The 20,355-nt window shown below is 71.5% G+C and carries 18 protein-coding genes and 1 riboswitch; of the genes, 5 read left to right on the top strand and 13 right to left on the bottom strand.

The window, feature by feature from the left end:
- Nucleotides 1-77 precede the first annotated feature (77 nt).
- Complete coding sequence (locus ABT118_RS24045; protein ID WP_350672479.1) at nt 78-1,316, top strand: esterase/lipase family protein; 1,239 nt, start codon at nt 78-80, stop codon at nt 1,314-1,316.
- 52 nt (nt 1,317-1,368) lie between these two features.
- On the opposite strand, the gene ABT118_RS24040 is transcribed toward ABT118_RS24045, so the two are convergent.
- Nucleotides 1,369-2,877, bottom strand: coding sequence for a trypsin-like serine protease (locus ABT118_RS24040; protein WP_350672477.1), 1,509 nt, complete (start codon nt 2,875-2,877; stop codon nt 1,369-1,371).
- Nucleotides 2,878-3,313: 436 nt separating this feature from the next.
- Nucleotides 3,314-3,479, top strand: a riboswitch (cyclic di-AMP (ydaO/yuaA leader).
- A gap of 3 nt (nt 3,480-3,482) precedes the next feature.
- Here ABT118_RS24040 and ABT118_RS24035 point away from each other — a divergent pair.
- A complete protein-coding gene (locus ABT118_RS24035) occupies nt 3,483-4,673 on the top strand; it encodes a glycoside hydrolase family 16 protein (RefSeq protein WP_350672476.1) in 1,191 nt (396 codons plus the stop codon).
- A 1-nt stretch (nt 4,674) separates the two neighbouring features.
- Here ABT118_RS24035 and ABT118_RS24030 read toward each other — a convergent pair whose 3' ends face one another.
- Nucleotides 4,675-5,136 (bottom strand): COG1361 family protein, encoded by a 462-nt coding sequence (locus tag ABT118_RS24030; protein ID WP_350672474.1) that lies wholly within the window; start codon nt 5,134-5,136, stop codon nt 4,675-4,677.
- Nucleotides 5,137-5,238: 102 nt separating this feature from the next.
- On the bottom strand, nt 5,239-6,033 hold the full coding sequence (locus ABT118_RS24025; RefSeq protein WP_350672472.1) for an IclR family transcriptional regulator: 795 nt from the start codon (nt 6,031-6,033) through the stop codon (nt 5,239-5,241).
- A gap of 189 nt (nt 6,034-6,222) precedes the next feature.
- On the opposite strand from ABT118_RS24025, the gene aceB reads away from it, so the two are divergent.
- Together aceB and ABT118_RS24015 are read left to right on the top strand one after the other, a co-directional pair.
- The gene (gene aceB / locus ABT118_RS24020; protein WP_350672471.1) at nt 6,223-7,875 is read left to right on the top strand and encodes a malate synthase A; all 1,653 of its coding nucleotides are present in this window, start codon (nt 6,223-6,225) and stop codon (nt 7,873-7,875) included.
- A 125-nt stretch (nt 7,876-8,000) separates the two neighbouring features.
- Nucleotides 8,001-8,387 carry an allophanate hydrolase-related protein gene (locus ABT118_RS24015; RefSeq protein WP_350672469.1) on the top strand — a complete coding sequence of 129 codons (387 nt, stop codon included), beginning with the start codon at nt 8,001-8,003 and terminating at the stop codon, nt 8,385-8,387.
- Nucleotides 8,388-8,391: 4 nt separating this feature from the next.
- On the opposite strand, the gene ABT118_RS24010 is transcribed toward ABT118_RS24015, so the two are convergent.
- The 3 genes from ABT118_RS24010 to ABT118_RS24000 are packed head-to-tail and all read right to left on the bottom strand — an operon-like array spanning nt 8,392 to nt 12,949.
- Nucleotides 8,392-9,060, bottom strand: coding sequence for a response regulator transcription factor (locus ABT118_RS24010; RefSeq protein ID WP_350672467.1), 669 nt, complete (start codon nt 9,058-9,060; stop codon nt 8,392-8,394).
- Nucleotides 9,061-9,069: 9 nt separating this feature from the next.
- Nucleotides 9,070-10,581 (bottom strand): sensor histidine kinase, encoded by a 1,512-nt coding sequence (locus tag ABT118_RS24005; protein ID WP_350672463.1) that lies wholly within the window; start codon nt 10,579-10,581, stop codon nt 9,070-9,072.
- Between the two features lie 52 nt (nt 10,582-10,633).
- Nucleotides 10,634-12,949 (bottom strand): PE-PPE domain-containing protein, encoded by a 2,316-nt coding sequence (locus ABT118_RS24000; RefSeq protein WP_350672461.1) that lies wholly within the window; start codon nt 12,947-12,949, stop codon nt 10,634-10,636.
- 254 nt (nt 12,950-13,203) lie between these two features.
- Here ABT118_RS24000 and ABT118_RS23995 point away from each other — a divergent pair, with 254 nt between their 5' ends.
- Entirely contained in the window at nt 13,204-14,250 is a 1,047-nt protein-coding gene (locus tag ABT118_RS23995) for a trypsin-like serine peptidase (protein WP_350672459.1), read from the top strand.
- A 134-nt stretch (nt 14,251-14,384) separates the two neighbouring features.
- Here ABT118_RS23995 and ABT118_RS23990 read toward each other — a convergent pair whose 3' ends face one another.
- From ABT118_RS23990 to ABT118_RS23960, 7 genes are all read right to left on the bottom strand, one after another.
- The gene (locus ABT118_RS23990) at nt 14,385-15,767 is read right to left on the bottom strand and encodes an 8-oxoguanine deaminase (protein ID WP_350672457.1); all 1,383 of its coding nucleotides are present in this window, start codon (nt 15,765-15,767) and stop codon (nt 14,385-14,387) included.
- A gap of 62 nt (nt 15,768-15,829) precedes the next feature.
- Nucleotides 15,830-17,293: a nucleobase:cation symporter-2 family protein gene (locus tag ABT118_RS23985; protein ID WP_350672455.1), complete on the bottom strand. Its 1,464-nt coding sequence runs from the start codon at nt 17,291-17,293 to the stop codon at nt 15,830-15,832.
- 251 nt (nt 17,294-17,544) lie between these two features.
- Nucleotides 17,545-18,459, bottom strand: coding sequence for a factor-independent urate hydroxylase (gene pucL / locus ABT118_RS23980; RefSeq protein ID WP_350672454.1), 915 nt, complete (start codon nt 18,457-18,459; stop codon nt 17,545-17,547).
- A 30-nt stretch (nt 18,460-18,489) separates the two neighbouring features.
- Complete coding sequence (gene uraH / locus ABT118_RS23975) at nt 18,490-18,825, bottom strand: hydroxyisourate hydrolase (protein WP_184912256.1); 336 nt, start codon at nt 18,823-18,825, stop codon at nt 18,490-18,492.
- Between the two features lie 48 nt (nt 18,826-18,873).
- Nucleotides 18,874-19,377: a 2-oxo-4-hydroxy-4-carboxy-5-ureidoimidazoline decarboxylase gene (gene uraD / locus ABT118_RS23970; protein WP_350672450.1), complete on the bottom strand. Its 504-nt coding sequence runs from the start codon at nt 19,375-19,377 to the stop codon at nt 18,874-18,876.
- A gap of 217 nt (nt 19,378-19,594) precedes the next feature.
- Nucleotides 19,595-19,975, bottom strand: coding sequence for a helix-turn-helix domain-containing protein (locus ABT118_RS23965; protein WP_350672448.1), 381 nt, complete (start codon nt 19,973-19,975; stop codon nt 19,595-19,597).
- A complete protein-coding gene (locus tag ABT118_RS23960; protein WP_350672446.1) occupies nt 19,972-20,241 on the bottom strand; it encodes a thiamine-binding protein in 270 nt (89 codons plus the stop codon). The genes ABT118_RS23965 and ABT118_RS23960 overlap by 4 nt, the downstream gene beginning before the upstream one ends.
- Nucleotides 20,242-20,355: the final 114 nt, after the last annotated feature.

Raw genomic sequence — 20,355 nt, 5'->3', positions numbered from 1 at the left:
GCGGATGTGTGTTCGTCACATGGGTGGGACGTGGCTCTGTTCCTACCGTGGCTCCATCCCCCACCCATGGAGCCACCATGCGACGACTGTTCGTCCTGCTGCTCACCATCGCCGCGCTCGCCCTCGGGCTCGGCCCGGCCGCCGCCGCGCCACCCGGGTACCTGAGCCTGGAGGCCTCGTTCGGCTCGCCCGGCAACGGCTGGGCCAAGGTCGAGCGCTACTACGACACCACCCCGGGCTTCCGGACCGAGCAGTACCCGGCCGACGGCCGGGGGGACCAGGACGGCGCCCGGGTGACCTGGTTCGGCGGCGTCAAGCGCCCCTCCTCGGCCCGCTTCCTGCTCTACTCCGCCGCCGGGTGGAACACCAACCCCGGGTCCGCCGTGCTGCTGGTGCACGGTGCCAACGACAACGCGGACCGGGCCTGGGCCAACCCGGGCGAGGGCACCAACTGCGGTGCCTCCGGCTGTCCTTCGACCGGGCTGGCGCAGCAGCTGGCCGCCGCCGGGCACCGGGTCTTCGCGGTCAACTTCGCCCACAAGCACGGCGACAACCTGATGCAGTCCCAGGTGGTCGGTGACGCCCTGGCCCTGATCCGGGACCGGCTCGGCGTGGCGCAGGCCGACCTGGTCGCCTGGAGCAAGGGCGAGGTGGCGGCCCGCAGTTACGTCTCCTCCGTCCGCCCGTCCTGGGGGCGGCCGTACGTCGGTGACGTCCGCCGCCTGGTCACGCTCGGCGGCCCCAACGGCGGTATGGACTACGTCTACGCCCACGGCTGGAGCTTCTCGCTGGCCACCTGGCCCGCCTGCGGCGGCACCGCCAACGCGCCCTCGCCGCACCTCTACCTGACCTGCTACGGCAGCTACACCGCGCAGCCCTGCCTCGGCGTGCTGCCCAGCGGCGGCTACGACTGCTACCCCGGGCAGCGCCAACTGCTGGCCCGCTGGGACGGGTTGTACGGCGTCGACCAGCTCACCCAGGACTGGTGGACCACCTACTACGGCGGCCAGGGCTACTACAGCTCCGGCCAGGGCATCCAGGCTGCGATCGACGCCGGCTCACTGATCGGGCCGCTCCAGCAGGCGGGCATCCCGGCGAGCATCCCCAGCTACCTGCTGGCCGGTGGCTCCGCCGACCTGCCCGGCCTGCTGAACGAGAACCGCGGCCCCAGCGACGGCCTGGTCTTCACCGCCAGCGCCCTCGACACCACCGGCATCGGCACCGTCGCCGGCACCAGGCTGCTCACCGGCCTGAACCACCTCGAACTCGGCTGGGCCCCGGCCGCAGCGGCCCAGATCCAGACCTGGCTGTCCTGAACACCCGGACGGGGCCAGAGGGTTGGTCCCTCCGGCCCCGGGCGGTGCAGGGTCAGGCGAAGGTGCTGGTGGCCCAGAGGGCGCCGCCGATGCCCTGGCCGCCGTCCTGGCGGTAGATCACCAGGTTCCCGTCGTCCTGGAGCCTGAGGTGGGCACCGTGGTTGCCGTAGGTGCCGCTGTTCCAGAGGGCGCCGCCGGTCTCCGGTCCGCCGTTGGCCGGGTAGAGCACCAGGTTCCCGTCGGTCTGCATCACCAGCCGGGTGCCGGGGTTGCCGCTGGTGTGGCTGGCCCAGAGGGCCGCGCCGTCGCTCCTGCGGTAGAGCACCAGGTTGCCGTCCTGCTGCAGCATCAGCAGGGTGCTCCCCTGCTCGGCCCACTGCCGGGGCCAGACCGTCCGTCCGGACGGGAAGGCCGGTCCGGTCCGGAGGGTGCCGGTGGACCAGAGCGCGCCGGCCGCCGGGCCGGGAGCGGAGTCCCCGCGGTAGAGCACGAGGTTGCCGTCGTCCTGGAGGGCGAGGTAGGCGCCGCTGTTGCCCGAGGTGTTGCCGGACCAGAGGGCGCCGCCGGTGGCCGGCCCGCCGCCGCTCCGGTAGACCACCAGGTTGCCGTCGGGCTGCATGACGGCGTACGCGCCGGGGTTGCCACCGGTACCGGAGGACCAGAGCACGCCGTTGGCGACCTTCCGGTGCGTCAGCGCCAGGTCGCCGTTGGCGAGCATGGTCAGCTTCAGGTCCTGGCCGAGCAGGGACTGACCGGCCGTCAGGGTGGCGCCGGGGGCGAGCAGCGGGCGGGTGGGTGCCACGACGCCGTCGATCCAGCTGCCGAGGTTGTCGGTGCGGACCTCGTAGGCGCCGTTGTCGGTGGTGGCAGGGGCGCCGAAGCAGCCCTTCTGGTGCGAGGTGCTGGAGATCGCGACCAGCTCGGGGACACCGCCGACGGTACGGAAGGCCGGGCCGCCCGCGTCGCCCTTGCAGACGGAGACGTAGCTCGGGGAGCTGCCGCTGATACCGATGCCGCCGGCGTCGACGCTCTGCACCGTGAAATCGCCGGCGCGCAGCTTGGTCGGCGCGGCAGTGCTCAGGGTGCTGCCGAAGCCCGCCACCGTGAGGATCTCGCCGGCCGCCGGGGCGGTGCTGCCGAGCTTGATCCGGTTGGCCCCGAAGACCGGGAACTCCAGCTTGGCCAGCACCAGGTCGCGGTCGGCGTGCGGGGCGAGCGTGGTGACCTTGAGGGTCCGTCCGGACGCGGTGTCGGCCAGGTCCACCCGGTTGACCGTCGCGGTGGTGGCGAGCCTCGGCGGGCCGGCGGCGGCGGGGGTGGTGCCGTCGGCGAAGCAGCTCCTCGCGGTCAGCAGCCAGAGCGGGTCGATCAGAACGCCGGAGCAGCTCAGACCCTGGTCGCCGATGGCGAGCTTGGCGGTGAAGGAGTACTCGTCGTCCATCGGGACGTCGCCGGTCACGGCGTTGGCCGGGCCGACCGCACCTCCGGTGAGGAGGCCGAGGGTGAGAGCCGTGACGAGTACTCCGGCGGACCTGCTGAACCACGGGCGCGGTGCGCGCATATGTCTGTGCCTTTCGCTGACGGGACGGAGAAGTCGGTCGAACTTCCGTTTATCGGGGCGGAGTTGATTGGTCGGCGAAAGATGGCAGCAGGCATTCGTGAATGCCGCTGCGAAACCCCCGCTGAGCGCCGAGCGTATGATAAGAACACCGGCCCGTCGAGTTGATTGGCCTGGGATGAACGGCAGTTGACCGGCCGTCGGATGCGGTGGAATGGCCCTTGGGTCACCGTTTGCCGGATTTCGGCAATTCGTGTGAGCAGGACCGGTAATTCCTCCTGTGCGACCGGGAGTGCCGTCCTGATTCCGCCCGTTTTCCGGGGATGTGAGAGAGGTCTCATTGTCGATGGTCGGACAATCTGCCTAGCCTGCATGGAGTTGTCCGCGCCGCTGCGGACGCCGTCGCCGGGACGCCGAGTCCTGTCCGCCCGTCGACGGTTACTCGACCACACCGAGTTCGGACAGGAGCGGGGGAACCAGGTCAGTCTGCGGTCACCCCTGCCCCGGCAGGGAACCGCTCGGGGTGAAGCCGCGCGCACGCGCGGCCGGGCAGTCCTCCGGCCCGAACCCGACAGCTCACCTCGTAGGCGTCGACGAGGACCCTGCCCATGCGTATTGCCCTGACCCCTGCGCGTCTCGGCGCGGCCGCCCTGGTGGCCGTACCGCTGATCGCCGCTGCTCCGCTGGCCGGCCAGGCCCAGGCCGCCACCTCCGTCACCCAGGACCGGCTCACGCCGGGCTCGATGGCCGCGAACACCGCGACCAAGGCCGGTCTGACCGTGCACTCCGGCAGCTGCTTCACCGCGAAGACGCTCGGTGTCGGCGTCCGCGACGCGGCCGGCCGCAACCTCGACTTCCCCGGCAACGCGAGCAACGTGCAGATCTGCCCGAGCGGCGTGAACTTCACCAGCGGGGCCCGCTCGCTGCCGGCCGGCACGTACACCCAGTTCGGCTTCTGGCAGGACCTGAACGGGAGTTGGCACAACCTGCCGTCGCAGCGGCTGACGGTCGGCGGCGCGGTCACCCCGACCCCGACGCCCACCCCCACGCCCACCCCGGTGCCGACCCCGACCCCCACGCCGACCCCCACCACCCCGGCCGGGACCTCACCGATCCCCGGCAAGGCGCTGACCTGGTCGGAGGAGTTCGACAACGGGATCGCCTGGGGCTCCAAGTGGGTCGGCGACCGCAGCAGCTCGTACCGCTACGGCACCCACAACCCGGACGACAACAAGCTCGACTGGATCAGCCAGAACGGCGTCAGCGTCTCGGGCGGGGTGGCGACCTTCACCGCCAAGCCCTCCAGCCACACCCTGGAGAACGGCAAGCAGGCCTGGGACACCGGGCTGCTCACCACCGAGTACTCCTCGGAAGGCTTCCAGGTGAAGACCGGCGACTACGCCGAGACCCGGGTCAAGCTGCCGGCCGGCTCCGGTGCCTGGCCGGCGCTGTGGACCTGGAAGAACGGCAACGGGGAGATCGACTCGTTCGAGTACCACCCCGACAACGCCGGTCTGCTGGAGCTGACCAACCACGTCAAGTCCGGCCTGAAGTACCACACCGACGCGAACGCCGTCGGCCACGACAAGTGGGTCACCATCGGCACCTACTACGGCGCCAACTCCGTCGACTGGTACGTGAACGGGACCAAGGTGTTCTCCGACGGCACCGGCGTCGGCAGCAACTGGTCGGCCTACCTGATCCTCAACCTGTCGGTGGGCGCCGGGCAGTACCACCCGGGCCCGTCCGGCTCGGCCCCGATCAGCTTCGCCTCGGACTACGTCCGGGTCTACCGCTGACTCACCCGACGGTCAGCGTGAACGGCGTGCTGTTGTTCGCGGTGTGGTGATCGTCGGTGCTCACCACCCTGACGTGCCCCTCGGCCCTGGTGCCGGGGGGCACGTCGGCGTTCACCCGGACCGGGACGAGCGCGGTCGCGCTCCCGAACGGGGGCAGCCCGGGGCCGAAGGTGCAGCTCACCACCCGGGCGCCCGCCGTCCGGCAGGTGGTCGGGAAGTACGGCCCCTCGGCGGTGAACCCGGCCGGCAGGTCGATCAGCACCGTGAACGGGGCGGTCGTCCGCAGCGGTCCGCCGTTGGCGACGAACCCGTGCACGGTGGTCAGCCCGCCGGGCGCGGCCGGGTCCGGGTCCAGCCGGACCACCTGGAGGTCCGAGCCGCCCGGTACCGCGACCGCCGGGCCGATGCCCAGGACCAGGGCCGCCGACGCGGCCAGTCCGAGGGTGATGACGCGTCCACGCATTGCGCTCTCCTGCTCACCGAACGTAGTGCTGCCGGTGCAGAATCTATCGGCGCGGCGCGGGTTCGTGCGGATGCGAGGGCGGACGCGGGGACGGTGTCCGGCTCAGGGAGCCAGGACCTGACCGAGTCGGGACGCGATCTGACGCATCACCGGGACCAGCGAGGAGTTGCCCGCCTGCGCCTCCAGGGCGCGGATCCGGGCCTCGGGGCCGGAGACCGAGAGCGCGGTCGGGGTCGGCGCGCCCGGGACGGCGACCGCGATGCAGCGGACGCCGATCTCCTGCTCCTGGTCGTCCACCACGTAGCCGCGCTCCCGGGCCTGGGCCAGCTGGGCGAACAGCTCACCCGGGTCGGTGACGGTGTAGGGGGTGTGCGACTGGAGCGGCTGGGTGCCGAGCACGCCGCGCGCCTCGGCCTCGTCGAGCTGCGCCAGCAGCGCCTTGCCGACGCCGGTGCAGTGCGGCTGCACCCGGCGGCCGACCTCGGTGAACATCCGCATCGAGCGGCGCGACTGCACCTGCCCGACGTAGACCACCTCGCCGCCCTCGAGCACGGCCAGGTTGGCGGTCTCGCCAGTGGCCTCCATCAGCTCGGCCAGGTACGGCCGGGCCCAGCTGCCGAGCAGTCGGCCCGCGGTCTCGCCGAGCCGGATCAGCCGGGGGCCCAGGGTGTAGCGACGGGCGGTGTCCTGGCGGACATAGCCCTGCTGCACGAGGGTACGAATCAGGCGGTGGATGGTCGGCATCGGCAGCCCGGAGGTGGCCGAGAGTTCGCTCAGGGTGGCGATGCCGCCCGAGTCGGCCAGGGCTTCCAGCAGTTGGAAGGCGCGCTCGACGGACTGCACGCCGCCGGTGGCCCGGTCGGCCCCTGTGGGTGCTGCGGCGGAGGTGCTGGCCACCGGCGTTCCCTTCACTGTCGGAGGAGGAGTAGAGTCCCAGCGATCTACCTCAACAAAGCGTTGAAATTCTGTATCGCGGAAACTAGTCTCCACCTTACAGAACCGAACCCGCCAGCAGACGGGTCGGTATCGAGGAAGTTCCCACCGGAATTTCCCTGTTGGCTCAACAGTCCAAGGAGTGTCCTGCCCATGGCCGCAGACCAGGGATCCGCCGGCGCCTCTCCCGCCGCTCCCGTCGTCACTGTCGCCGGTCCGCGCGTCCCCCGCGCCGAGGAGGTGCTCACCCCGGACGCGGTCGCCTTCGTGGTCGGCCTCCATCGCGCCTTCGAAGGCCGCCGGCAGGAGCTCCTGGCCCGACGACGGACCCGCCGCGAGGAGACCGCGGCCGCGGGCACCCTCGACTTCCTGCCCGAGACGGCCGCGATCCGGGCCGGCGACTGGAAGGTCGCCGAGGCGCCGCGCGCCCTGCAGGACCGCCGGGTCGAGATCACCGGGCCGACCGACCGCAAGATGGTCATCAACGCCCTCAACTCGGGCGCGAAGATCTGGCTCGCCGACTTCGAGGACGCCACCGCCCCCACCTGGGAGAACGTGGTCAGCGGTCAGATCAACCTGATCGACGCCTTCGAGGGCCGGATCGACTTCGCCACCGAGGCCGGCAAGTCGTACGCGCTCAAGCCCGCCGCCGAGCTGGCCACCGTGGTGGTCCGCCCCCGCGGCTGGCACCTGGACGAGGGCCACCTGCTGGTCGACGGTACCCCGGTCTCCGGCGGCCTGTTCGACTTCGGCCTGTACTTCTTCCACAACGCCGCCCGGCTGATCGCGCGCGGCGCCGAGGACCCGAACTCCGGCCCGTACTTCTACCTGCCGAAGACCGAGAGCCACCTGGAAGCCCGGCTCTGGAACGACGTCTTCACCCACGCGCAGGCCGCGCTCGGCATCCCGCACGGCACCATCCGCGCCACGGTGCTGATCGAGACCATCACCGCCGCGTTCGAGATGGACGAGATCCTCTACGAACTCCGGGACCACGCCGCCGGGTTGAACGCGGGCCGGTGGGACTACCTGTTCTCGATCGTGAAGAACTTCCGCGACGCCGGTGAGCACTACATCCTCCCGGACCGGAACACGGTCGGGATGACCTCGCCGTTCATGGCCGCGTACGCCCGCCTGCTGGTGCAGACCTGCCACAAGCGCGGCGCCCACGCGATCGGCGGCATGGCCGCCTTCATCCCGTCCCGCCGCGACCCCGAGGTCAACGCCGCCGCGCTGGAGAAGGTCAAGGCGGACAAGGAGCGCGAGGCCGGCAACGGCTTCGACGGCTCCTGGGTCGCCCACCCGGACCTCGTCCCGGTCGCCCGCGCCTGCTTCGACGCGGTGCTCGGCGACCGGCCGAACCAGAAGGACAACCCGGGCTCCAGCGAGACCGTGACGCCCGCCCAGCTGCTCGACATCGCGGGTGCAGGCGGCAGTTGCACCCAGGCCGGCCTGCACAACGCCGTCCAGGTCGGCGTCCGCTACATCGAGGCCTGGCTGCGCGGGCTCGGTGCGGTCGGCATCTTCAACATGATGGAGGACGCGGCCACCGCCGAGATCTCGCGCTCGCAGATCTGGCAGTGGATCCGCAACGACGTGGTGCTCGCCGACACCGGTGAGAAGGCCTCCGCCGAGCTGGTCCGCCGGCTCGTGGCCGAGGAGCTCGCCGCCCTGCGCACCGAGCTGGGCGACGAGGTCTACGCCGGTGGGCGCTGGACCGAGGCCGCCAAGCTGTTCGAACAGGTCTCGCTGGCCGAGGAGTTCGTCGACTTCCTCACCCTGCCCGCGCTCCCGCTGCTCGACTGACCCCAATCTATCCAGCCCCGACCGGCCTGCCGCCTGCCGCGCTGTAGAACTGGCGGCGCCGATTGCTACGAACCGTACGGCCACCCGCCGAGTGGGTGGCCGTACGCCTTTCCCGAGGAGTACCGATGGCACGCATCTTCTTCAACGGCCAGGCCATGGTGGGCGGTCCGTTCCACGCCTCGGTGGCCGAGGCCCTGATCGGGCCGGTCACCACCGCCCCCGGCTACCGCTTCTTCTCCATCGGCGACGTCTGCCCGGGCCTGCACCCCGACCCCGCCGTCGACACCGCCATCGAGGGCGAGCTCTACGACATCTCCCTGGAGCACCTGCGGGACGTCATCCTCCCCGGCGAGCCGCGCGAGCTGGAGCTCGGCGTGATCGAACTGGCCGACGGCTCGGCCTGCCTGTCGATGCTGCTGGCCCGGGGCGAGGCCGAGCGCGGAGTCCACCACGAGATCACCGGCTTCGGCGGCTGGCGCGCCTACCTCGCCACCCTGGGCCGGACCGCCTGACCCGTCAGGGCGTGAGGCGGTAGCCGAGGCCCCGGACGGTCTCGATCGCACAGCGGGCCCGGGCGGCCTGGAGCTTCCGGCGCAGTGCGCCGACGTAGACCTCGACGATGTTGAGGTCGCCCTGGAACGCGTGGTCCCAGACGGCGCCCAGGATCTCGGCCTTCGGGACGGCCTGGTCCGGCCGCCGGGCCAGGCACTCCAGGACGCCGAACTCCTTGGCCGTGAGCCGTAGTTGCGTACTGCCGACGGTGCAGCGCCGGGCGGCCGGATCGACCGTCAGATCCCCGACCGCGAGCGCGGCCGGCCGGCCGGTCGTGCCCCGGCGGATCAGCGCGCGCAGCCGGGCGGTCAGCACGACGTAGGAGAAGGGCTTGCTGAGGAAGTCGTCCGCTCCGCTGTCGAGCGCCTCGGCCTCGTCGTACTCGCCGTTCTTGGCCGTCAGCACCAGGACCGGCACGGGGTTGCCGTCCTGGCGGAGTTGGCGGCAGACCCGGAAGCCGTTCAGCCCCGGCAGCATCAGGTCCAGCACCACGGCCGCATGGCCGCCCGCCCGGGCCAGCTCCAGGCCGGCCAGGCCGTCGCCGGTCACGTCCACGGCATAGCCCTCGGCCCGCAGGCCCCGGCTGAGCGACCGTGCCAGCCGGGCCTCGTCCTCGACCAGAAGAAGTCGCATCGTGCCAGCCTAGACCGGGTGGGGCGGGGTGCGGCCGAAGCTGAACGGATCTTCAGGTCCGGCCGGGAGGACGGGCAGGCGGAGGACCAGCTCCGCCCCGTGTCCGGCGGCGGGTTCGACGGCGGCGGCCGTACCGTCCAGGCCGCGCGCGATGCCGCGCACCAGGGCCAGGCCGAGCCCGGCACCGCCGTGCTCCCGGTCCCGGGCCTCGTCGAGCCGGACGAACCGTTCGAAGATCCGCTCGCGGTCGGCCGCCGGTATGCCCGGGCCGTCGTCGGCCACCGTCAGTTCCGCCTGACCCGCCGTCACCCGCAGCGCGACCGTGACCTCGGCGGCGGCGAAGCGGCAGGCGTTGTCCAGCAGATTGCGGACGGCCCGGGCCAGCAGCAGCTCGTCACCCGCCACCACGGCGGATTCGAGCGCGAGCACCCGGACCTTCCGGGAGCCGGTCCAGGCCCGTTCGGCCGCCTGCTCGGACAGCAGGTCGTGCAGGTCGACCGGTTCGCCCGGGGCCTGCTGTTCGTCCGTCCGCGACAGCAGGAGCAGGTCGTCGGCCAGGGCCTGGAGCCGCTCGGTGTCGGCGAGCGCCTCCGCCACCACCTCCGGCCAGGGAATGTCGTCGGGGTGGGCGAGGGCCACCTCCAGCGAGGTGCGCAGGACCGCGATCGGGGTGCGGAGCTCGTGCGAGGCGTCGGCGACCAGCCTGCGCTGTTCGGCGATCGCCTGCTCCAGCCGCTCCAGTGTCTCGTTGGTGGTCACCGCCAGCCGGGTGATCCCGTCCCGGGCGGGCGGGACCGGCACGCGTTCGTGGAACGCCCCGCCGCCGATCCGGGCCATCCGCCGCCGGATCGCCTCCACCGGCCGCAGCGCCAGCCCGATCACCACCCAGGTCACCAGCCCGACGAACAGGGCGCCGCCGGGGACGACGTAGCGGCCGAGCACGGTGGTGAGGCGCGCGGCCGAGGCCCGGGCCTCGATGTCGTTGACCACCACGTACGTGGTGACCTGTTGCGGCGGCAGACCCTGACGGCCGGTCAGCCGCTCCAGGTCGGCGGAGCTCCAGAGCTGGCCCCTCCGTCGCAGGAAGGTGAGCGTACGGTCGGTCGGATTGGGGCCGACCGGGGTCGAGATGTCGTAGCCCACGCCGTCCGGGAGCCCGATCCGTACGGTCTCGGCGTCGCCGATGGAGCGGTGGTCGGAGTAGCGGTTGGGCATCGGGGGCAGGAAGACCAGCGGCGACTCGCCGATCCGGTCGTGCCGGGCCCAGCTGCCGTCCGCCAGCACCAGGGCGTAGGCCGACTGCTGGTAGTTCCCGATGATCGCACCGGCCCAGTCGTCACTGGTGATCGCGGCGTCCAGCAGGGTCGCCTCGCGCAGCGCTTTCGCCTCCGCGTTCGGCATCCACTGCTGGTACGCCGCCTCCCCGGCCCAGACCGCGGCCGGCCCGAACACCAGCACCGAGGCCAGTGCGGCGCAGACCGCCGCCCTGGCGCGTACCGAGGTCCGCCGCCATATCCGCATGGTGGACAGCATAGGCAGGGCGGCGGTTCGGCCGACGGCCGGTCAGGTCAGGTCACGGGCCCGGCGGTTGCTCCGGCGGCGGTGGCAGGGAGCGGAGCCGGTCGGTCTCCTGCTTGAGGTGGCGGGCGAGTTCGGACTGGCGGACGTAGCCGCGGTGGTGGTGGCCGCGGATCACCGGGCGTTCGCTGCCGGGCTGGCGCAGGGCGGTGGGCGGGTCGGCGAGCCAGGTGTCGGTGACGTTCGGATCGCGCAGGGCCTCGCCGCCGAACGGATCGGTGGTGCGGTGGAAGTTGGCCCAGGTGACGGTGGTTCCGCCCACGGGGAGCGGGGCGTGCAGGTAGGTCGGGAACCAGCGGCGGTAGAGCCGGGGGACCGGATTGCCGTAGGTGACGACGGACAGGCGCGGTATCGACGCCTCGGCGTGGGCGGCCAGTTGAGCGACCGTGGCGGTGACGATCACCGCGCCCTGGCTGTGCCCGAGCAGCACCACCGTCCCGCCCCGCTCGGTCAGGTGCCGTACCCGCTCGGTGAGTTGGGGCACCGCCTGCTCGGCGTAGCTGGGTGGGGCGTAGGGGTGGAAGGAACGCGGCCAGAAGGTGGCGATGTCCCAGACGATCGCGGTCAGCTTGCGGGTGTTCGGATCGGCCAGCGCATTGCGCACCACCAGCAGCAGGGCCAGCGGACCGAGCAGCAGGATCGCCCCGGCCACGGTCGCACTGGGGGCCGGGAGGCCGGCCCAGATCAGGTTGACGTCCGGCTTGGGCCCCTTGCTCCACGCCAGCACGTACGAGCAGCTGAACGCGATCGCGGCACCGGCCAGCAGCACCGCGGCCCCGGAGAGCCCGCCCTCCAGCCAGCGCAGCAGCAGCGTGCCGATCTGCTTGCGCCGCCGCACCGCGGCCAGCCAGATCCCGGTGTCGGTGGCAGGGCCGGCATCGGGCCCGGTCAGCTCCAACTCGGCGGCCCGGTCAGCGACCACGGCCCGCTCCTGCCAGCGCGCCAGCTCGGGGGCGAGGGTGTCCTCCCAGTCCCGCCGGTGCCAGAGCCAGACCGCGCCGAACCAGAACAGCAGCACCGCCATCCCGTCGATGCTGAACCGGGCCAGCGCCGCTGAGCCGGGCAGGATCTGAACCTGCGTCAGCACCGCCGCCGTGGCGTCCTTGGCGGGCGGGCTCAGCCAGTGCGCCGCCGACAGCGCCACCCCGGACCAGATCGCGAACAGCAGCCCGCTGCCGACCGTCACGGTGGAGAACGCGGGCGGCAGCCGGGGCAGACCGCGCCGGGCGGTGGAGCGCTTGGCCCACAGGGCGACGGCCAGCATCAGCACCCCGGCCGAGTACAGCACCGCCAGCAGCAGGTTGAAGGCGTCCAGCAGGTCCGGCATGCCGATCCCGATCCGGCTCAGCCCCGCCGCACCGGTGCGCCGCCCGCTCGGCTGGACGGCGCAGAGCACCCCGGCCAGCACCAGTACCGCCCCGGTGCCGCCGCAGAGCACCCGGCGGGCGGTCTTCCCGCCGGCCAGCACGGCCCGGAGCCGGTCCACCAGGGCGGCGCAGGCGAGCACCGACAGGCCTGCCAGCAGCAGGAGTTCGATGCAGGCCACCGCGACCGAGGCCCGGCCGCCGGTGGCCGCGGTGCGCAGCAGCACCAGGGCGAGCACGGTCCAGGCCCCGGCGGTGTGCAGGGCCCGGTCCTGGGTGGCGTAGCCGGCGCCGTCCTGCCAGAACGCGGCGTCGGTCAGCCGGGCCTTGGAGAGGTCGTACGCGGCGCGCTCGCCCTGGGCGGCCACCTCCCAGCGCCGGTTCGGGCTGGTGCCCAGGTGCAGCAGCAGCACGAACAGCGCCGGGACGAGCGCGGCCGCCGCGGCGGCCAGGTACGGGCGGTCCTGCATCCGCAGCGCGTGCCAGAACGGCTGCACCCGGCAGTTGGTGACGGCCAGGCACTGCCAGGCGGCCTGGTCGACGAAGACCTGGGTGAGGAAGAGCAGGTAGGTCGCGGTGACGCAGAACGCCATCACCCGCACCATGGCCTGCTGGAACCGGACCTGGCCCCGGTTGCCGAGCGCCATCCAGCCCGCCATGTTGGTGAACGCGAACGGCAGCAGCAGGAACCAGAGCGCGGTCGCCCACGAGCGCGAGGTCAGCCCGCCCCAGAAGTACGCCTCCCGGTGCCGCTGGGACAGCGGGTCGTCCCGGCCGCGCCAGATCCCGGCCAGCTTGCTCCCGGCCACCTGTCGCACCTCGGGGTCGTCCAGCACCTCGGCCGGCCCCGAGCTGCCCCAGCCGTGCACCACCAGCTCGGTGACGCCGTCCCGGGCCACGTCGATCGGGTAGTCGTAGTCGCCCGCATGGTCCTCGTCCGCCGCCACCGCACCGCCCCCTGACGCCCGCCGGTGGTCGAACTGTGAGTCAGGGGAGGGTAGTTGTCAACGCATTTGGCCATCGGGGCGAGGGCGCGCGGGAGCCGCCCGGTAGCGCCGGAGGCGCCCGGCCGTTACACGAATCCGCTGGTACCGATGGCCGGCCGAGACGCTCCCGAGGGGGCAGCACGATGTCCCGCTCCTACCGTGAGGGCCATTGAACGCGCCTGAAGCCCACCGGATCCAGCGAAAGAACGGCCACGATGTCAGTCACGCACCGAAACCTCCCCCGCAGGCTCGCCGCCGCGGGAGCCCTGCTGCTGAGCGCCGCCACCGTGGTGGCGCTGCCGAGCCCGGCCCTCGCCACCGGGAAGGACTCCGTCAGCACCCGCGCCGGTGCCACCACCGACCAGGAGCGCAGCCGGATCGACGGCTACTGGACCCCCGACCGGATGAGGCTGGCGGGTGCCGTGGTCCCCGAGATCACCCCGCTGCCCGAGGACGACAACACGCCGGACGACCCGCGACCGCTGCCGCCGAACACGCCGGACCCCGGGGACGTCTGGACCCACGGCGGAGCGGTGAACAGGAGCGTCGGCCGGCTCTTCTTCACCTTCGCGGACGGCTACGACGGCAGTTGCACGGCCACGGTCGTCACCGGTGAGAACCGCAGCACCGTGGTCACGGCCGCGCACTGCCTGCGGGGCGTCGGAGCCGCCACGGACCCCGACACCTGGCACCGCAACGTCTACTTCGTGCCCGGCTACCGGAACGGCACCAAGCCGCTCGGCGGCTTCAGCGTCAGGAGCATGGCCACCTCCTCCCGCTGGGACGCCGATCCGGACGGGACGGGTTCGGAGGGCATGGCCGTGGCCGGCTACGACACGGCCGTCATGGTGGTGAACCGGTCGGCCGACGGGCGCCGGATCGCGGAGCTGACCGGAAGTCAGCGGATCGCCTTCACCAAGCCGGTCGAGGGCGGGTTCGTCCACACCTTCGGGTACCCGAAGGACCGGCTCAACCTGGGCAACCCCAAGTACGCCGGGTCGCGGCTGATCCACTGCGCGGGCCCGGCCCGGCCCGGCGTCGCGGCACCCCTGTTGTGGGGCGAGCAGTGCGACATGGGCCACGGGGCCAGCGGCGGACCGCACTTGGCCGGGTTCGATCCCCGGACGGGCACCGGCACCGTGGTCGGCGTCACCACCGCCACCGACGAACTCGCGGGCGGCCCGGCCGGCACGCTCTACGCGACCCGGCTCGGTGACAGCGCCCACCGCCTCTACGACTGGGCCCGGACGCACGCGGCCTGAGCAGCCGGCGGCGCCGGTGGTGCAACGGGTGACAGCCCCGGACTCTCGCCGTGAGTCCGGGGCTGCTCTCCAGCCCCGAGGGGTGGAGTCCGGTTACCGCACCGTCCCGGGTGCGGACCGGAGTTGAGGGGGTGTCAGAGGCGGGCGGCCAGCTCCTTGGCGGCGCGGGCGCAGTCCTGGGCGATCTTGTCCTCGTTGACGGTGGTCAGGTTGCCCTTCTCCACCACCGGGTTGCCGTTGACCAGCAGCAGCGCCAGCGGCGGGAGGGCGCCGAGGGTGAGCGCGGCGATCGGGTCGGCGATCGAGGAGTGCATGATGCCGTCGATCTTCCAGAGCGCCAGGTCGGCGAGCTTGCCGACCTCGATCGAGCCGATCTCGTTCTGCCGGCCGAGCACCCGGGCGCCGCCCATGGTGCCCAGGCGGAGCGCGCTGCGGCCGGTCAGGGCGGTGGGGGAGCCGTGCAGACGGTTGATCAGCAGGGCGTTGCGCAGCTCGGTGCCCAGCTCGCCGGACTCGTTGGAGGCGGTGCCGTCCACGCCGAGGCCGACCGGTACGCCGGCCTTGAGCATGTCCGGGACCCGGGCGATGCCGGCCGCCAGGCGGGCGTTGGAGGACGGGCAGTGCGCGACACCGGTGCCGGTCTCGGCGAACTTGGCGATGTCGGAGTCGTTCATGTGGACGCAGTGCGCCATCCACACGTCCTCGCCGAGCCAGCCGGTTGACTCGAAGTAGTCGGTCGGGCCCATCCCGAACAGCTCCTTGCAGAACGCCTCTTCCTCGGCGGTCTCGGAACCGTGGGTGTGCAGCCGGACGCCCTTGCGGCGGGCCAGCAGGGCGGCCTCGCGCATGAGTTCGGTGGAGACCGAGAACGGCGAGCAGGGCGCGATGGCGATCTGCAGCATCGAGTCGAAGGAGGAGTCGTGGTACTTGTCCACGGCGGCCTCGGAGGCGATCAGGATGTCCTCGGTCTTCTCGACCGCGTGGTCCGGCGGCAGGCCGCCGTCCTTCTTGCTGCGGTCCATCGAGCCGCGCAGCGCGGTGAAGCGCATGCCCAGCTCCTGGACGGCCTCGATCTCGGCGCCGAGGATGTCGCCGCCGTCCTTCGGGAACACGTAGTGGTGGTCCGAGGCGGTGGTACAGCCGGACTTGAGCAGCGCGGCGGCGGAGCCCTGGGCGGCGGCGTGCACCAGGCGGTCGTCGATCCGGGCCCAGGTCGGGTAGAGCGCGACCAGCCAGTCGAACAGGATGTTGTCCTGGGCCAGGCCGCGGGTGATCCACTGGTAGAAGTGGTGGTGGGTGTTGACCAGGCCGGGGGTCACCAGGTGGCCCTCGCCGTTGATCCGGCGCACCACGTTGTCCAGCCACTGCGGGGCGGGGCCGTTGCCGACCGACTCGATCTTGTTGCCGAGGACCACGACGTGGCCGCGGGCGTACTCGGTGTCGTTGGCGTCGACCGTGGCGATGGCGACGTTCTCGATCACGATCCGCTGGTCGGGGCGCGGGGGCTGGACTGCCATGGTGGTTCTCCTATGGGGGGAGGGTGAGGGGCGCGCGGTGAGCGTTGCGCGCCCCTCACCGGTCAGGACGGCGTCGCCGTTGACACCGTCGCACCGGTGGAACCGCCGGATGAGGCTTGGCGGTTCGCACCGACGTGGTGGAAGAGCAGGTTGAGCAGGACGGCCAGCACGCAGCCGGCCGAGATGCCGGAGTGCATGAGCGTGCGGACGGCCTCGGGAAAGGCGTCGTAGAAGGTCGGGGCCGCGATCGGGATGATGCCGACCCCGAGCGAGACCGAGACCAGGATGGTGTTGGCGCTGGAGTTCATCCCCGCCTCGGCCAGGGTCCGGATGCCGCTCGCCGCGACCGTGCCGAAGAGCACGATCCCGGCGCCGCCCAGGACGGGCGAGGGCACCAGCGAGACCAGCGAGCCGAGCACCGGGAACAGCCCGAGCAGGATCAGGATGCCGCCTCCGGCCGCGACCACGAACCGGCTGCGGATGTTGGTCAGGGCCACCAGCCCGATGTTCTGGGCGAAGGCACTGGCCGCGAATCCGTTGAAGACCGGGCTGATCGCGGTGGCGAGCCCGTCCGCCCGCAGGCCGGCCGCGAGCGTCTTCTCGTCGGCCTCGCGGTCGACGATCCGACCCAGGGCCAGCATGTCGGCGGTGGACTCGGTCATCGACACGATCATCACGATGCAGATCGAGACGATCGCGGTGATCTCGAAGACCGGGGCCCCGAAGTGGAACGGGGAGGGCAGGGCGAAGACCGAGGCCTGCGAGACCGCCCCGAAGTCGGCCAGCCCGAGCGGGAAGGCCAGCGCGGTGCCGATGGCCAGCCCGATGAGCAGGGAGAGCTGCTGCCAGAAACCCCGGAGCAGTTTGTTGCAGAGCACCACCGCGGTGAGGGTGAACGCGGCGAGGCCGATGGCCTTCATGGAGCCGTAACCGGGGGCGGCGGGTGAACCGCCGCGCGCCCAGTTGACCGCGACCGGCAGCAGGGACACCCCGATGAGGGTGATCACGGTGCCCTGGACGACCGGCGGGAAGAATCGGATCAGCTTGCAGAAGTACGGTGCCGCGAGGAAGCACAGGGCCCCCGCGACGATCACTGCGCCGAAGATCACCGGCAGGGCCTGGTCGGGCCCGTGCTCCTTGGCGATCGCCAGCATCGGTGCGACTCCGGCGAACGAGACACCGTTCACGAACGGCAGCCGGGCGCCTATTCTCCAGATCCCCAGGGTCTGGAGCAGGGTGGCCAGTCCTGCGGTGAACAGGCTGGCCGAGATGAGCAGGGCGAGCTCGGTGGGGGACAGGCCCACACCGGCACCGACGATGAGCGGGGGCGCGACCACGCCCGCGTACATCGCGGCGACGTGCTGGAGTCCGGTGGTGAAGAGTTTCACCGGCGGCAGCAACTCGTCGACCGGGTGGACCGAGCGGCCTTCCGGTGTGTCGGGGAGGGTGGTTGACACACCATCAGGCCGTCTCGGCCCGTCCGGGATTGAACCGCCGTCTGTGGTTCGGTTAGAGCTGGTTGCCATGTCGAGCTCCTCTGGTGCTCGTGGCTCCCGGCGCGCCCGTGGCGCTGGAGCTGCCCCGGAGGCGGGACGGCGGTACGAGGGTCCTCCGGGCGATTTCTCCAGCTCCCCGGGCCGGCCGCCGTGAGGCGAGCACGATCTCCGGTAGGTGGGGGTGGAGAGACTGGTGGTGCGGGTGGTGCAGGCCGTCCGGCACGGCCCGGTTTGGCGAGACCGGTGGGTGCAGCGGTGCTGGACGGGGTCCATGGGGTGGGTCAGGCGACCGGGATGACCGGGACGACGCCCTCGCGGTGCACGGTGCCCTCGATCAGGCCGTACATCCGGTCGGCGGCGTAGTAGACCTCGTTCTCGTTCTTGAGACCGAAGGGCGACAGGTCGACCAGGAAGTGGTGCTTGTTGGGGAGTTCGAGCCGGACCTCGTCGACCTCGGCCCGGTTGTTGAGGACCCGGGTGCCCATCGAGTGCAGCGTCTGCTGCAGCGAGTAGGAGTAGGTCTCGGCGAACGCCTCCAGCATGTGGCGGCGGATGTGCTGGTACGAGCGGTTCCAGTTCGGCTGGGCCTCGCCCTCGGCACCGCTGAAGCCGTACTTCCACCGGGCCGTCACCTGGGTGGCCAGGATCCGGTCGTACGCCTCCTGGAGGGTGGTGTACTTGTCCTTGATGTAGCCCCAGAACTCCGAGTTGGTGGAGTTCAGGACGGTCAGTTCCTTGAGACCGGAGATGACCTGGACGGTGGTGCCGTCATAGGTGATCTCGCTGGTCCGGATCTCGCCGCCGTTGCGGGTGAAGGAGTGGCCGACCTCTTCGGACCCGATGAAGCGCGCGGAGCTGTCCGGCGTCTTGATCCGGTCCCAGGTGTACTCCTCGATCCGGATCCGGGCCCGGTGGATCGGCTCGTTGTTGTCGACGAAGTGCTTCGCCAGCGTGATGCCGAACGCCTCCGCCGACTCGATGCCGTACTCCTTGGCGAAGGCGTACACCGTGTTCTTGGTGGTGTCGGTGGGCAGGCAGTTGGCGTTCGAGCCGGTGAGGTGGACGTCGTCGAGGTCACCGGAGAGGGCGACCGAGACGTTCAGGTCCTTGATCTCGTGGCGGGTCGAGTCGCGGTAGACCCGGACGATGCGGTTCTCCGCCTTGCCGTACTGGTTCTGACCGAGCACGTGGGCCATGACATGGCTCCTAAGGGTTCCAGCGGTCTACTAGCTTCCGCGGTAGACCGAGTATCCGAACGGGTTGAGCAGCAACGGCACGTGGTAGTGGTGCTGCGCGGGTGCGACCGTGAAGACGATCGAGACCTCGGGGAAGAACGGCGGCTCCTCGGACTTGGCCGCGTAGTACGCGGCGGTGTCGAAGAGCAGCCGGACGACCGAGCCCGCCTCCACGGCCGGCAGGTCCTTGGCCCGGCCGTCGGAGTCCGTGGCGGAGGTGCCGAGCACCTGCCAGCCACCCTCGGTGTGCAGTGCGAGCTCGACCGGGACGCCCTCGGCCGGGCGGCCGAGGCTGGTGTCGAGCACGTGCGTGGAGATGCCAGTCATGGGTTGAATGACCTTACTGATGGCAGGAATTGACGGATCGACAGCGAATCAGGCGGCGTCGAACAGTCGGTTGATACGGATGTCGTTGATCTTGCGCAGCTCGCCCCGGACGATCGCGGCCTCGGTGGCGGCGTCGTTGGGGAAGCGCTCGCGGAGCGCGGCGAGCATGGTGCCGGCCGTGCGGCCGGTGGCGCAGATCAGGAACACGTGGCCGAACTTCGCCTCGTAGGCGGCGTTGGCCTCGTGCAGCTCGTCCAGGAGTGCGGAGTCGACTCCCTGGATGCCGGCCTGCTCACGCTCGGAGGTGGCGTCGCCCGTCTTGGGCTTGCCGATCCGGGCGTGGCCGGCCATCGCGTCGCCGAGGTCCTCGACCGACAGCTCCGCCATCGCCGCCTCGTTGGCGGCGAGCAGCTCGGCCGGGTCGGACCAGGGCCGGGTCTCCGCCACGGCGGCGGCCCAGCGGGGGCTGGAGCAGATCTCCAGCAGAGTCTCCGTCAGAGCGGCGGCGGGGATCGCCGACAGCGCATCGGGAGTGGTGGGAAGGCTGGTCACGGGTGGACCTCCTGAAGAGTGGTGCCACCCGCAAAAGCTAGATCCGCCACCTTCAGCCGTCAACACTTTGTTGAACTGTTGGTGGTTACGTTTTGAGACCGGGGCTCTGACCGGCCGTTTTGGTGTGCGATTCACCAATCGTGCCCGGTGGGGCGTGTCGGACAGACTGGGGCACATCGCTCGGCCGCACCAGTCAAAGGGTACGGATTCGGTCAGGTCAGCCGGTCTTCGTGCCGTCCTGCCGGTTCAGGTAGTTGTACACCGTGAACCGGCTGACGCCGAGGGCCGAGGCCACCGTCTCCACCCCGTGCCGGACGGTGAACGCGCCGCGCTCCTCCAGGAGGGCGACCACCCGCTGCTTCTCCCAGCGGTCCAGCTCGGCCAGTGGGCGGCCGTCGAACTGACGGGCCATCTCGGCCAGCAGCCGGTCCAGGGCGCTGCTCAGGTGGGGCAGCCGGACGGCGACCGCCGCCTGGCCGTCCCACTCCAGCACCACGTCCTCGGTGCGGGCCTCGTCGATCGGGACCTGGGTCGCGCCGACGGCTTCGAGCAGCGGCTTTATCGCCGCTGCGAGCGGGTGCTCCAGGGCGTCGCTCATGGGGTACCCACTCCTTCCGGGGTCTTGTCGTTGTCGAGCAGGGTGACCTGCAGGGAGATCTGGGTCGCACCCGCGTCCAGGCTCTCGCGCAGCAGCTCGGTCACCGCGGCGAGCACGTCGTCCCGGAGGCCCTCGGCCTCGGTCCCGAACGGCCCGACCGTGACGGCCAGGCCGGCTGCGTCGACCACCTGCCGGGCGGCCACCGCGTGGGCGGGGAACGTGTCCAGCTCGAACGGCTCCGTCGTGAACTCCACCTTCAATCGCACCTGCTCACTGTAGCGATCAGGTGTCCGGGCGGAAGGGGCCGGGCTGGGCGGATGGCTTCAACAAAATGTTGCGGCGGTCTTGACGGTCCCTCGGATCGCGAGGCATGCTTCCAC

The organism is Kitasatospora sp. NPDC002040 (assembly GCF_040296785.1).
Classification (GTDB): domain Bacteria; phylum Actinomycetota; class Actinomycetes; order Streptomycetales; family Streptomycetaceae; genus Kitasatospora.
The sequence above is the reverse complement of the archived record's forward strand: the minus strand, read 5'-3'. Positions and strand labels throughout refer to the sequence as shown.